Raw genomic sequence first — 12780 nt, forward strand, 5'->3', positions numbered from 1 at the left:
GACACCGAGACCCCGGTCGAAATGCCGCCCTCAAAGCCTGGCGAACGGCTACCGCACGCTTCCCATGCGCATTTTCAATCCACCCGGCCGGCCATCTGAATCATTCACGTATTCAACAATTAGCTAATTAATCAATATTGCAAATATTTAAAATTTCGTGATATCAAAGGCTTGCAGGTAGCCAAACCAGAACGGCGGACGGATGATGACGGTCGACAAAGTCTTCGAAGCGCTTTCCTCACCGCCGCGGCGGCAGATTCTGGCCGATCTGTCGAAGGCTGACATGACCGCCGGACAAGTGGTCGAAACGCTCGCCGATGCGATGACGGCGCCGGCGGTTTCCAAGCATCTTTCCATCCTGGAGAATGCTGGCCTGGTCCGGCGCGAGAGGCGCGGCCAGAACGTCAATTACGGCCTCAGGCGCGACACGCTCGCCAACACGCTTTTTGAATTCCTGTCCGCTTTCGAACCCGCCGCCAAGCCCGACGGCGCCGACTCGGCGCTCGAACGCATCCGCCGCAACATGCTGTCGGGGCGTGGGCTCTAGAGCACGTCGCCGGTGCGCGGGCATCCTGCCCGTTCTTCTTCGCCGGTAACCCTCGTGTCTCCAAGAACGAGCAAGATGCCCGTGCGCCCAGGAATTTCCCCTGCAACCGCCGGGCTCTTGCGGTGTCGGGCGCAACGGCTCAATAGAGTCGGACTGTCATATCCTTTGATGCAAGGTTTCCATGCCCACTCCCGACAACTCCGCGCCCACCAACATGCTGTCCACCGTCGAGGCCCTGGCCCCCGAGACGCGCGCGAAGGTCGATGAATTGCAGCGAACCGAAGCGCCCGCCTACCGGCTGGCCGCACTCGACCCCGACTTCATGCTGGGCGACTCGACCCGCGGCGTGCGCTTCCAGCTCGAATATGCCAAGGCGCAGGAGGGGATGAAGGCGGCCCATATCCGCTCGACCATCGTGGTGTTCGGCTCTGCCCGCGTCAGCGAGAGCGCACCGGGCAATCGCGGCCGCTGGTACAAGGAGGCCCGCGACTTCGGCTATATCGCCTCGCGTCGCGGCGGCGCCCTCAACGAGGATGGCGGCGGGCGCTTCAACGTGATCGCCACCGGCGGCGGGCCCGGCATCATGGAAGCCGCCAATCGAGGGGCGAGCGAAGCCGGCGCTCCCACCATCGGCTTCAACATCACCCTGCCGCACGAGCAATATCCCAACCCCTACACCACGCCGTCCCTCACCTTCCGCTTCCACTATTTCGCCATGCGCAAGATGCACCTCGCCATGCACTCGGCGGCATTGGTGGTGTTTCCGGGCGGCTTCGGCACACTCGACGAATTGTTCGAGATCATCACTTTGCGCCAGACGGGCAAGATGTCCTTCTGCCCGATCGTGCTGATGGACAAGGCCTATTGGACCAGGATCATCAATTTCGAAGCGCTGGTCGAGGAAGGCTTCATCAAGGCCGAGGACCTGACCCTGTTCGACTTCGCCGAGACGGCAGAGGAATGCTGGTCGATCCTGGAGCGCAAGGGTCTGACGGCACCGAGCGAGTAGAATTCAGGACGGGTCGAATTCGGCCTTGGCGCACCAATCGAGCCGCTCGGGCTTGAAGGCGGGCTTCTTGCCGTAGATGTCACCCATCTCGGCAACATAGGCTTTCTCGACCTCCGCCAAATTCCTGTAGAAGGGCAGCGGCTCGCAGGGGCGGGCCAATTGCCAATCCTTGCTGTCGAGGGGGTAGCGTTCGCCCTTGACCACGAGGGCGCCCGATATCTTCAGTACCGAGCCATCCGGCGCCACATGGATTTTGCCTTCCCGGCTTACCGCTACGTCGCGATTGGGCCCGTCGATGACGTTGGGAGACAGCATCGCCGTGACGGCAAGAGCGAGGCTGCCGTCTTCCCGGTAACAATAGGTCGCAAAACGCGCCAGACCGTCGATATAATCGGCGGTGGACAATACCGAGCGGCTCCCGGTTGCGCCGGCACGATTGTCCCAGAAGGAAAAATCATCGCCATAGCCGTTGAAGAAGCTGCGGCGCCAGCCGAGCCATGCCTGGGGATTGTCCTTCATCAGCGCCTGGCAGGCGGCCCAATCCGCGTCGATCCCGGCCAGAGCCTTGGTATCAGGCCGTTCGGCGGCGCGAACCGAGGCCGTTGCCGTCACGACGGCGATCACGGCCAGAGACATCCATACCCGCATGCGTACCCCCTGAGCGACGTGCAGAGCCTTGCGACGCTAGGCCGGGCCGGGTCGCCTCGCCATATCCGTGGGAACAACCGGCACAACCACGATCGGGCGAGAATTCCGGGTGCACGGGCATCTTGCCCGTTCCTGGAAACGCAGCGCTTGCGGAATGAGAAGAACGGGCAGGATGCCCGTGCACCCGGAAATCACCGCGCGACGGCCGCCCAGAAACTGGCCTTACGACCGTGCTTCTTGCTCAGATAGGCACGCCAGTCGGCATGGCTGAGCCGTCCCAGCTTCGCCAAAGCCTCCGGGTCGAGCCGCGTGGCGAGATCGTCCAACCTAGCTAGATAGGCGGCGCCATGGCCATAGGCCGCCGATTTTCCCTTCGCCAGGATCTCCTCGACCAGGGCACGATAAAGCAAGCTCGCTGCAAGAGGCTGCGCCTCCTGCAGCCTGTCCGCCACCGACTGCAGCACCTGATAGTGGCTGCCATCCCAGACCAGCCCGAAATCGAGCACCAGCCGGGCGGCGTAGTCCAGCCGCGGCCATTCCGCCAGGAAATAGAGGGCGCGGTAGCGTGTTTTGGCGGCCAGGGCATGGGCGAAGGCCTTGTCGAGCACCTCGAACTCGGCGAAATCATCGAGCTTGGCCAGAAAAGCGCGCAGGATGACGGGATCGAGCGTCGTCTCGAAGGTTGTCCAGCGCAGATCCTGGGCTTCCTGCCCGCGCCCGAGTGCCTCCAGGATTCTTGCCTTGAGGCCGATCCGGGCAGGCAGGCGGAAATCGCGTCGCACCACGCCATCCGCAAGATCCAACGCGTCGGCATAGGCAAGCCGGGACGGCTCCCCGACATCCAGCCAGGACAGAGCCTCCTCCGCCCGCCCGGCGGCAAGCAGTTTCTCGGCGACGGCAAGCCCGTCACGGGCCTCGCTGGGCTTCTCGTTCTCCAGGGCGATCCAGCCATCGAGGTCTTCGCGACTGTCGGCGATGGCCTGGCGCAATTCCCGATAGGGACGAGCCATATAGGCCGGTTGCAGCGCCGCGACCTTGTCCGCCAACAGGCGATCCCATCGCTCCAGATCCGTCGCCGAAGCCCGCTCCAGCAGGGACGCGATCACGGCAGGAGCGATGTCGCCGGCCTTGTCGGCGAGAGCCATCACCCTGTCGGGCAGGCCGGCGAGGTCGGTCGGGGTCAACCGGGTCGCCAACGGCCCCAAGGCCGCAACCGCTTCGCCATAGAGGTCCTCGAGCCGGCTGGAGGACAGGGCCCGCGCGAAAACGCTCCCGGCGGTCGCGATGAAGCGCAGCAGGAGATCGACCGCAAGCGAGGGCGAACCAGGGCCGATCTCACCGGTGATGCTGGCCAGTGTTGCCGCCAGGTCCTTTTCGAATTCCTTGATCTTGGGCCAGTCGATGAAGGAGCGCACCTTCTCCAAGGCCGAAAGGCGCCGCTCCACCAGCTTGGCCACCGCTTCGGGCCCCTGGACCCCGGCGAGCGCCGCGATTACCCGCTTGCGGAAGGCCGGATTGACCTGCGTCTCCTCGAAAATCAGCCCGGCCAGCTTGGCCGGCCCGAGGTCGGCGAGGGTCGCTGCCGTGAACTTCGATTTCGCTGCCATGCTGGCACCTCCGAATCGCTGCCGAGCCTTGCCTCAGTGTGCAAGCTTCGACGCGGTTCGAAAGCCCAAAAGAAAAACCCGCCACGTTGCCGCGGCGGGTTCTTCGAAAAACGTCTTCGGCAAGGTACCGCTCAGGCGGCAGCCTTGACCTTCTCGACCAGGGCCTTGAAGGCTTCCGGCTCGCGGATGGCGAGGTCGGACAGCACCTTGCGGTCGATCTCGATGCCGGCCTTGGCCAGGCCCGCGATGAACTTCGAGTAGGTCAGGCCGAGCTCGCGGACAGCGGCGTTGACGCGCTGGATCCACAAAGCGCGCATGTTGCGCTTCTTGAGCTTGCGGCCGATATAGGCGTATTGCATCGAACGATCGACCGCCTGCTTGGCGATACGGATCGTATTCTTGCGGCGGCCGTAAAAGCCCTTCGCCGCGTCGAGTGTCTTCTTGTGCTTCGCATGGGACGTAACGCCCCGCTTCACGCGTGCCATCTGCTGATCTCCTTAAGGTTTCGCGTTGCCGTGGCGATCAGCCGTTCGGCAGGAAATACTTCTTCACGTTGTCGCCGTCCGTCTTGAAGAGGACGCGCGTGCCGCGAAGCTTACGGATCTGCTTGTTGGTACGCTTGATCATGCCGTGGCGCTTGCCCTGCTGAGCGTGCACCACCTTGCCCGATCCCGTGATCTTGAAGCGCTTTTTAGCGCCCGACTTGGTCTTCATCTTGGGCATTTTGCTCGTCTCCGAATAAAAAAGGCGCCGAAACCTTTTGGGTTCCGCCACCGGTAAGCCGTGTGCTTTTTGAAAAGCGCCCGAGCCAACAACATCGCCACGGCAGCCCTTATCAGCCGGTCGATGCGGGGAAGCCGGGTCTATAGCGACAAGCGGGGAGAAAAGCAACAGGCCGGGCGGCCCCAGCCTCCGATTTCAGCGCATTTTACGGGCATTGAGTGGCTCCCAGCAAAAACGCCATAGCGTCGATTCTATCCGCATTTGCGATAGCTGTGCACCAGCGGTGTCTTCTCGCCGTCGACGGTCGCATGGGACACCGTCGCCAGCTCCTTGCCGATCTTCACCAGAATGACGGTGTAGTCGAAGGTTTCCCCCTCGCTGTCTTCCGAAACCTGCAGCCGCCAGGTCGGGGGGTCCTTGGCGATCTGGGTGACGGAGCGGGCCCGCCCGATGCTGCCCTCCTCCGTCCATTCCTCACCGTCGACCGCAATCCGTATCGGCTCCTCGCCCCGCAGATCCTTCTTGCTGGCACAGCTCTCGACGTCGCGGGTCCATATACCCTGCGCCTCGGCGGGAAAGGCCACGCCGGACTTGTCCTGCGCAGCCGCAGCCGAAGATGCGAGGCAGGAAACGGCAAGGAGCAGAAGGCGCAGATGACGTCGCATGAACTTCTCCGGATGATCGGCCGGCTCTTCCGCCGCCGCCCGGCTCGTCTCTAGCACGGCCATGCCCGCTTTCAGGATACGTCCGAAACAATCGAGCACCGACACCGTTACGTCGCAGCGCCCTTGGCCAACCTCCGGATCGCCTGCGGCGGCTGGCCGAAGGCGCGCAGAAAGGCCCGCCGCATGCGCTCGCGGTCGGCAAAGCCGGTCTCCCGCGCCACGATGTCGATGGGATGGAGGGTCTGCTCCATCATCAGCCGCGCTGCCTCGACGCGCAAATTCTCGACGGCCTTGGCCGGCGACTGGCCCGTCTCGGTGCGAAAGGCGCGGCTGAACTGGCGCGGACTGAGATGGGCGACCTCCGCAAGCTGTTCCACCGAAAGCGGCGCGTGCAGGTTGCGCCTGGCATAGGTGAGCGCGGTCTGGATGCGGTCCGACTTCGCGTCGAGATCGAGCAGGTTGGAATGCTGCGACTGGCCGCCACCGCGCCGGTGATAGAGCACGAGTTGCCGCGCCACGGTGCGGGCCAGTTCGGCGCCATGATCCTCCTCGACCATGCCGAGGGCGAGATCGACACCCGCGCTCATGCCGGCCGAAGTCCAGATCTGGCCGTCGGCGATGAAGATGCGGTCTTCATCCACCTTGACCCGCGGGAAACGGACCTGCAGGTCGCGCGTCCACAGCCAATGGGTGGTCACCCGCCGGCCGTCGAGGAGCCCGGCCTCGGCGAGCACGAAAGCGCCGGTACAGATCGAGGCGACGCGGCGCGACAGCCCCGGCGCCCGGCGCACATAATCGATGACATCAGGCGTCGGCGGATCGACATCGGGCGTGCCGCAGACCATGAGCGTGTCGAATTCGGGCTCGTCGAAGCGAAGACTGTCGATCGTAGGGCCGACGGAGCTTCGCACGGGTCCCCCGCTCTCCGAGACGATGGCGATGTCATAGAGTGTCTTGTCCGCCGCGTAGTTGGCGAATTCGAAGGCCGAAAGCGCGGCAAAGCTCATCATCTGGAAATTGGGCGAAATCAGAAAGCCGACGCGTTGCATGAGCGCCTCCATTCTTGTCCTGAAAGGTGGCATATATGACATTTGAGACAAAAGCCAGTGGATCTAGTCTCCAGCCATTGCAACCCATGGAGATTTTCCCATGTCCTCCTCCAAAGTGTCCGCCACATCCAAAGGCACCGTGCTGATCACGGGTGCGTCCTCCGGCATCGGCGCCGTCTATGCCGACCGCCTCGCCCATCGCGGCTATGACCTGATCCTCGTCGCCCGCAGCGAGGACAAGCTCAAGGCCCTCGCAGACCGCCTCGGCAAGACGACCGGCCGCGAGGTCCGCACCCTCGCCGCCGACCTCAACGCCAGGGAAGGCCTCGCCGCTGTCGAGGCTGTGCTGAAAAGCGACAAGAGCATCACCGGGCTGGTCAACAATGCCGGTTTCGGCAGCGCCGCGCCCCTGCTCCAGGCCTCGGTCGAGAAGATGGAGGACATGATTGGCCTCAACGTCACCGCGCTCACACGGCTGACCTATGCGGCAGTCCCCGGGCTGGTCGAGCGCGGGGGCGGCACCATCGTCAACATCGCTTCCATCGTGGCGATCGCGCCGGAATTGCTGAACGGGGTCTATGGTGGCAGCAAGGCCTATGTGCTCGCCTTCAGCCAGAGCCTGCACCATGAACTGGCCGACAAGAACATCCGCGTCCAGGCCGTCCTGCCCGGCGCCACCGCCACCGATTTCTGGAACGTCCTCGGCGTGCCCGTCGAGCAATTGCCGGAAAGCGTCGGCGTGATGTCGGCCGAGAACATGGTGGACGCCGCCCTCGCCGGCCTCGACCAGGGGGAACTCGTCACCATCCCGGCCCTGCCTGACATCGCGGACTGGGCCAGCTTCGAGGCGGCCCGCAAGGCACTGTCGCCGAACCTCTCCCATCCCCGGCCGGCCGCGCGCTATCGGGTCACGCAGGCCAGCGCCGCCTGATAGCGCCAACGAGAGTTGTCATCAGACAGCAAAAAGGGCGGCCCGCCGGGCCGCCCTTTCGATTCACTGGCGTGAAATCCCGCCTTACTCGGCAGCGGCTTCGCCGTCGGCCTTGGCCTTCTTCTCCAGGTCTTCGCCGGTGGCCTGGTCGACGGCCTTCATCGACAGGCGCACCTTGCCGCGCTCGTCGAAGCCGAGCAGCTTGACCTTGACCTTGTCGCCTTCCTTGACCACGTCGGTGACCTTGTTCACGCGGTTCGCAGCCAGCTGCGAGATGTGAACCAGGCCGTCCTTGGCGCCGAAGAAGTTGACGAAGGCACCGAAATCGGTGGTCTTGACCACGGTGCCGTCATAGATCGCGTTGAGCTCGGGCTCGGAAGCGATCGACTTGATCCAGTTGATCGCGGCCTTGATCGCCGTACCCGAAGCCGAGGCGACCTTGATGGTGCCGTCGTCCTGGATGTCGACCTTGGCGCCGGTCTTCTCGACGATCTCGCGGATGACCTTGCCGCCCGAACCGATCACTTCGCGGATCTTGTCGACCGGAATGGTGATCACTTCGATGCGCGGGGCATGCTCGCCGAGTTCGGCGCGGGCGCCGGACAGGGCCTTGGCCATCTCGCCGAGGATGTGGAGGCGGCCGCCCTTGGCCTGCTCCAGAGCGACCTTCATGATCTCTTCGGTGATGCCGGCGATCTTGATGTCCATCTGCAGCGAGGTGATGCCGCCTTCGGTGCCGGCCACCTTGAAGTCCATGTCGCCGAGATGGTCCTCGTCACCCAGGATGTCGGAGAGCACGGCAAAGCGCTCGCCTTCCAGGATCAGGCCCATGGCGATACCGGCGACCGGAGCGCGCAGCGGCACGCCGGCATCCATCAGCGCCAGCGAGGTGCCGCAGACGGTGGCCATCGAGGACGAGCCGTTGGACTCGGTGATCTCGGAGACGACGCGGATGGTGTAGGGGAACTCGTGCTGCGGGGGCAGCATCGGGTGGACGGCGCGCCAGGCCAGCTTGCCATGGCCGATCTCGCGGCGGCCGGGCGAACCCATGCGGCCGGTCTCGCCCACGGAATAGGGCGGGAAGTTGTAATGCAGCATGAAGCGCTGCTTGTAGGTGCCCTCGAGGCTGTCGACATACTGCTCGTCGTCGCCGGTGCCGAGCGTGGCGACGGCGAGAGCCTGGGTCTCGCCGCGGGTGAACAGGGCCGAGCCATGGGTGCGCGGCAGGATGCCGGCTTCGGCAACGATGGCGCGGACGGTCTTGACGTCACGGCCGTCGATGCGGGTGCCGGTGTCGAGGATGTTCCAGCGCACGACCTTGGCCTGCAACTCCTTGAACACCTCGGCGATTTCCTGCTTGGTATAGGCAGGATTCTCGACGCCTTCCGGCAGGAAGTGCGCGACGACCTTGGCCTTGGCGGCATCCACGGCCGCATAGCGCTGCTGCTTGGCGGTGATCGCATAGGCGGCGCGCAGATCGGCCTCGACCACGCCGAGCATGGCCTTCTCCAGCTCGGAACGATCGGCGGGCTGGAAGTCGCGCGGCTCCTTGGCGGCCTTCTCGGCCAGGCGGATGATCGCCTCGATCACCGGCTGGAAGCCCTTGTGGCCGAGCATCACGGCCTCGAGCATGGTCTGCTCGGAGAGTTCCTTGGCTTCCGATTCCACCATCAGCACGGCGTCGGCGGTACCTGCGACCACGAGTTCGAGCGAGGATTCCTTCATCTCGTCGATGGTCGGGTTGAGCTTGAGCGCACCGTCGACATAACCGACGCTGGCGGCACCGACCGGGCCCATGAAGGGCACGCCCGACAGGGTCAGGGCGGCGGAAGCTGCAACCATCGACAGCACGTCGGTGTCGTTGATCAGGTCATGCGACAGCACGGTGACGACGACCTGGGTGTCGTTGCGATAGCCGTCGACGAAAAGCGGGCGGATCGGGCGGTCGATCAGGCGGGAGATCAGCGTCTCGCGCTCGGAGGGACGGCCCTCACGCTTGAAATAGCCGCCGGGGATGCGGCCGGCCGCGAAGGCCTTTTCCTGGTAGTTGACGGTGAGCGGGAAGAAGTCGACGCCGGCTTTCGGCTCCTTGGCCGAAACCACCGTGGCCAGCACGGTCGAGTCGCCATAGGTGGCAAGCACGGCGCCATCGGCCTGACGGGCGATCTTGCCGGTTTCGAGGGTCAGCTTGCGGCCGGCCCATTCCAGCTCTTCGCGATAAATTGTGAACATTAAGGATCAATCCTACTCTTGTGGATCGACCGGACGAGGCAGGGCGTCAACCAATGGCGCCTGAAACAAAAGCGGCCATCGCAAGATGGCGGGAAGCATCCTGACGTTCAACGTCCGAGGGGTGCTTCCTGCGATCCTGCCATGGCCTGCTGCCTATCCGGTCTGTGGGCTTTCGCGCCGGCCCCATGCCGCCGCGTCCCGGTCTTGAAATGGAACAGCCCGAAAGGCATGGAGCCTTCCGGGCTTGATCGGTCTTAGCGGCGGATGCCGAGACGAGCGATGATCGACTTGTAGCGCTCTTCGTCGCGCGACTTGATGTAGTCGAGCAGCGAGCGGCGCAGGGCCACCATCTTGAGAAGGCCACGACGGGAGTGGTTGTCCTTCACATGCGACTTGAAATGGCCGGTGAGATTGGTAATGCGCTCGGTGAGGATCGCGATCTGGACTTCCGAGGAACCGGTATCACCGGCCTTGGCGCCATATTCCTTGATGAGCGCGGTCTTGCGCTCTTGGCTGATCGACATCGGGTCGTCCTTTCATGAAGCATCGCCGCGCGGAGCGCGCGATTGCCGATACCGTCTTGCGACGAAGGGGCCATCTGGCCAGGATCGCCATCCACCAAGGCCCGGCCGGGATGTCGTCCAGCGGGGTCGGCGGGGGCGGGCAAAAACCAGCGCATGAGCGCCGGGATGCGGCCCTATAGTCGAAGCGCGGCCAAAAAGCCAGAAAAAAGCAAAGCTGGGCAGTGAAAACGCCCACTCCTATTGCGAAGCACCCGGACGGTTGATTTCACCGGAACCGATGATACTCGCCACCAGGACCTTATCGGGCCCGTGCAGGAAATATTCCTGCGATGTCGGATCGCGCAATTTCAGATAATTGCCCTCGCCGATCTGCATCGTGTGTCCGGCCGCCATCTGGGCGCCGCTTTGCAGCATGTAGTCCCAGATATTGTTGATGAGATCGCTATAATGACCGCCCTCATGATGCCCCTCCGCCAAGACGGCAAAATCGGGCAGGCCGAACTTCTGGGCGCCATAAGTGCGCATCCAGACGCCCTTCGTTCCCTCCACCTCATATTTCACAAAGCCGCAATAGAGCATCGTCAGGGGCAAGGACTGCAACAGCCCCCATATTTGATCGGAAGGAGCCGATTTCAGAAAACCGCTCGGCAACGACGTATGTCCCAGTTCGTTCAACGTCCCGACCGCGCCAAAATCGGCCAGCGCCTCCGCAATCATGGCCAACACCGCATATTGCGTGCGCATGGGCGTATCGCCGTCGCCCGCATACCAGAGCAGGACGTGGCTGTCGGCACGGCGAATGGTTTCTTTGAGTTCCTGTGCGTAATGGGCCGGCGCGACGCACATCTCCAGATGCTGCTTCGGGAAGGGGGCGTTGACGCCGAACATGCGCACGCCATGTCCGCCCCATTCGACGAAACCAAGCAGATCCAGCCCAGGTTGGAACTCGCATTTTGCCTCCCTCGTGGAGGCATCGAACTGCTGCAGGCGCTGCGCAAGAGCCGCAGCCGGGACGTTCAGCGAGCCAGAAAAGACCACTTGCAAAGCCGCCCCTTGCTGCCCCTCCTTGGAAACCGGCTTGTCATCGCTGCGCTGCGGGGTCGGCTGTTTCTTCCCTCTGCCGAAAAAGCGGGACAGCACACTCACGTTCGACCCTCCTCAGCCCTGCCCGTCTCGACTTCATGGCGCAGGTTCGCAGGCCTGGCAAGCTCGGCCGCAACTTCTGCGGGCCGGGTTCATGGCACTGGCGACGCTCCCTAAATTCCGTTAAGGCAAAGGCGTGCCCCGTTCCACCACCACCAGCCCCCCGCCCGGCAACAGGCCCGGCCGCTTCGGACTGTCGGCCCGCCTGCTCGTCCTCACCATCCTGTTCGGCCTGCTGGCCGAGGTGCTGGTCTACCTGCCGGTGGTGGCGAACTATCGGCGCAATTGGCTTTCCAACCGCATCGCTTCCGCCATCACCGCCGCGCTGGTGCTGGAAGCGGCGCCCGACGGCATGGTTTCCGATGATCTCGCCCGGCAGATCCTTGCCTCGGTCGGCGCCAAGATGGTGGCGTTGAAGACCGACGACAGCAAGCGGCTGCTCGCTTCCTCCGACATGCCGCCCACCGTGGCCATCGCCACCGATCTGCGCAGCCTCACGGCGATGGAGGCGATCGGCGACGCGCTCGATACGCTGCTGGCGCCCAAGGGACGCTTCATCCGCGTCGTCGGCGACGCCCCCATGCACGGGCAATATGTCGAGATCGTCGTCGACGAGACGCCGCTCCAGCAGGGCATGTACGATTTCGCCCGGCGCTGGCTCGTGATCACGCTCGCCATTTCCACCATCACCGCCGGCCTGATCTATCTCACCCTCAGCTTGTTCATCGTGCGCCCGATGCGCCGGCTCACCGGCGCCATGATGCGTTTTGCCGCCGATCCCGAGGATGAAGCAGGCGTGATCCGCACGTCCGGCCGCAGCGACGAAATCGGCATGGCGGAACGCGAATTCGCCGCCATGCAGCGCCAGCTCCACGGCATGCTGCAGCAAAAGAGCCGGCTGGCGGCGCTGGGCCTGGCCGTCTCCAAGATCAATCACGACCTGCGCAACATGCTGGCGGCCGCGCAGCTCTTTTCCGACCGCCTGACCGAGACCGACGATCCCATCGTGCAGCGGTTGGCGCCGAAACTGATCCAGACCATCGGCCGGGCCATCGCGTTCTGCCAGTCGACGCTGTCCTATGGGCTCGCCTCCGAACCACTGCCCACGCGACGGCGGATCGCCCTCGCCCCCATCGTCGCCGATACGCGCCAGTTGCTCGGCCTCGGCGAGGCGAACGATCGGCTGACATGGGTGGAGACGCTCGAGCCCGACCTCCAGATCGATGCCGACGCCGATCAGCTCTCACGCGTGCTGCTCAATCTGTGCCGCAATGCCGTGCAGGCCCTGGACGGCCATGTCGCGCCCGACGCCTCGCCGAACCGGATCGAGATCGGCGGGCGGCGGAACGGTGCCGTCGTGACCATCGACGTGGCAGACAATGGTCCGGGCGTCTCGGTGAAGGCCGGCCAGAAGCTATTCGAGGCCTTTTCGGGCTCCACACGCCCCGGCGGCTCCGGCCTCGGCCTCGCGATCGCCGCCGAACTCGTACGCGCCCATGGCGGCACGCTCTCTCTGCTCGAGCAGACGGCGGACCGAGGCGGTGCGACGTTTCGGATCACCATTCCCGACCGCCCGGCTTGAAGCATCGGCAACGCGCCGGCAGGGACGATCGCGACGCGGCGCGCTAGGTGACCGACTCATAACTTCGTATCCAGATACGGATTGAAGCGAGTTGGATTGAAGCGAGAAAGTTGTCGTCGC

General features: G+C 64.1%; 13 protein-coding genes. 4 read left to right on the forward strand and 9 right to left on the reverse strand.

What is annotated here, in order from left to right; all coding sequences use genetic code 11:
• Positions 1–202 precede the first annotated feature (202 nt).
• The gene (locus tag U1R88_RS30575) at positions 203–547 is read left to right on the forward strand and encodes a metalloregulator ArsR/SmtB family transcription factor (RefSeq protein WP_202908551.1); all 345 of its coding nucleotides are present in this window, start codon (positions 203–205) and stop codon (positions 545–547) included.
• A 181-nt stretch (positions 548–728) separates the two neighbouring features.
• A complete protein-coding gene (locus U1R88_RS30580) occupies positions 729–1556 on the forward strand; it encodes an LOG family protein (protein WP_425545502.1) in 828 nt (275 codons plus the stop codon).
• Between the two features lie 3 nt (positions 1557–1559).
• Here U1R88_RS30580 and U1R88_RS30585 read toward each other — a convergent pair whose 3' ends face one another.
• The 6 genes from U1R88_RS30585 to U1R88_RS30610 form a co-directional block, all read right to left on the reverse strand.
• Positions 1560–2204, reverse strand: coding sequence for a hypothetical protein (locus U1R88_RS30585; protein WP_322434697.1), 645 nt, complete (start codon positions 2202–2204; stop codon positions 1560–1562).
• A 191-nt stretch (positions 2205–2395) separates the two neighbouring features.
• Positions 2396–3811, reverse strand: coding sequence for a DUF6880 family protein (locus U1R88_RS30590; protein WP_322434698.1), 1416 nt, complete (start codon positions 3809–3811; stop codon positions 2396–2398).
• Positions 3812–3942: 131 nt separating this feature from the next.
• Positions 3943–4296: a 50S ribosomal protein L20 gene (gene rplT, locus U1R88_RS30595; protein ID WP_068297422.1), complete on the reverse strand. Its 354-nt coding sequence runs from the start codon at positions 4294–4296 to the stop codon at positions 3943–3945.
• A gap of 37 nt (positions 4297–4333) precedes the next feature.
• Positions 4334–4534 carry a 50S ribosomal protein L35 gene (gene rpmI / locus U1R88_RS30600; protein ID WP_068297425.1) on the reverse strand — a complete coding sequence of 67 codons (201 nt, stop codon included), beginning with the start codon at positions 4532–4534 and terminating at the stop codon, positions 4334–4336.
• A gap of 251 nt (positions 4535–4785) precedes the next feature.
• Positions 4786–5262 carry a hypothetical protein gene (locus tag U1R88_RS30605; RefSeq protein ID WP_322434699.1) on the reverse strand — a complete coding sequence of 159 codons (477 nt, stop codon included), beginning with the start codon at positions 5260–5262 and terminating at the stop codon, positions 4786–4788.
• Positions 5263–5306: 44 nt separating this feature from the next.
• Complete coding sequence (locus tag U1R88_RS30610) at positions 5307–6248, reverse strand: GlxA family transcriptional regulator (protein ID WP_322434700.1); 942 nt, start codon at positions 6246–6248, stop codon at positions 5307–5309.
• A gap of 100 nt (positions 6249–6348) precedes the next feature.
• Between U1R88_RS30610 and U1R88_RS30615 the strand changes: the two genes are divergently transcribed.
• The gene (locus U1R88_RS30615) at positions 6349–7179 is read left to right on the forward strand and encodes an SDR family NAD(P)-dependent oxidoreductase (RefSeq protein ID WP_425545503.1); all 831 of its coding nucleotides are present in this window, start codon (positions 6349–6351) and stop codon (positions 7177–7179) included.
• Between the two features lie 84 nt (positions 7180–7263).
• On the opposite strand, the gene pnp is transcribed toward U1R88_RS30615, so the two are convergent.
• From pnp to U1R88_RS30630, 3 genes are all read right to left on the reverse strand, one after another.
• Positions 7264–9411 carry a polyribonucleotide nucleotidyltransferase gene (gene pnp, locus U1R88_RS30620; RefSeq protein ID WP_322434702.1) on the reverse strand — a complete coding sequence of 716 codons (2148 nt, stop codon included), beginning with the start codon at positions 9409–9411 and terminating at the stop codon, positions 7264–7266.
• A 254-nt stretch (positions 9412–9665) separates the two neighbouring features.
• A complete protein-coding gene (rpsO, locus tag U1R88_RS30625; protein WP_068297434.1) occupies positions 9666–9935 on the reverse strand; it encodes a 30S ribosomal protein S15 in 270 nt (89 codons plus the stop codon).
• 237 nt (positions 9936–10172) lie between these two features.
• A complete protein-coding gene (locus U1R88_RS30630) occupies positions 10173–11081 on the reverse strand; it encodes a DUF4261 domain-containing protein (protein ID WP_322434704.1) in 909 nt (302 codons plus the stop codon).
• Between the two features lie 133 nt (positions 11082–11214).
• On the opposite strand from U1R88_RS30630, the gene U1R88_RS30635 reads away from it, so the two are divergent.
• The gene (locus U1R88_RS30635; RefSeq protein ID WP_068297437.1) at positions 11215–12660 is read left to right on the forward strand and encodes a sensor histidine kinase; all 1446 of its coding nucleotides are present in this window, start codon (positions 11215–11217) and stop codon (positions 12658–12660) included.
• Positions 12661–12780 lie beyond the last annotated feature (120 nt).

Origin of the sequence: Labrys sedimenti, assembly GCF_034424805.1 — a bacterium.
GTDB classification, from domain to species: Bacteria; Pseudomonadota; Alphaproteobacteria; order Rhizobiales; family Labraceae; genus Labrys; species Labrys sedimenti.

Coding starts and splice junctions, on each gene's coding strand:
- U1R88_RS30575 (WP_202908551.1), top strand. CDS start 203: ATGATGACGGTCGACAAAGTCTTCGAAGCGCTTTCCTCACCGCCGCGG.
- U1R88_RS30580 (WP_425545502.1), top strand. CDS start 729: ATGCCCACTCCCGACAACTCCGCGCCCACCAACATGCTGTCCACCGTC.
- U1R88_RS30585 (WP_322434697.1), bottom strand. CDS start 2,204: ATGCGGGTATGGATGTCTCTGGCCGTGATCGCCGTCGTGACGGCAACG.
- U1R88_RS30590 (WP_322434698.1), bottom strand. CDS start 3,811: ATGGCAGCGAAATCGAAGTTCACGGCAGCGACCCTCGCCGACCTCGGG.
- rplT (WP_068297422.1), bottom strand. CDS start 4,296: ATGGCACGCGTGAAGCGGGGCGTTACGTCCCATGCGAAGCACAAGAAG.
- rpmI (WP_068297425.1), bottom strand. CDS start 4,534: ATGCCCAAGATGAAGACCAAGTCGGGCGCTAAAAAGCGCTTCAAGATC.
- U1R88_RS30605 (WP_322434699.1), bottom strand. CDS start 5,262: ATGGCCGTGCTAGAGACGAGCCGGGCGGCGGCGGAAGAGCCGGCCGAT.
- U1R88_RS30610 (WP_322434700.1), bottom strand. CDS start 6,248: ATGCAACGCGTCGGCTTTCTGATTTCGCCCAATTTCCAGATGATGAGC.
- U1R88_RS30615 (WP_425545503.1), top strand. CDS start 6,349: ATGTCCTCCTCCAAAGTGTCCGCCACATCCAAAGGCACCGTGCTGATC.
- pnp (WP_322434702.1), bottom strand. CDS start 9,411: ATGTTCACAATTTATCGCGAAGAGCTGGAATGGGCCGGCCGCAAGCTG.
- rpsO (WP_068297434.1), bottom strand. CDS start 9,935: ATGTCGATCAGCCAAGAGCGCAAGACCGCGCTCATCAAGGAATATGGC.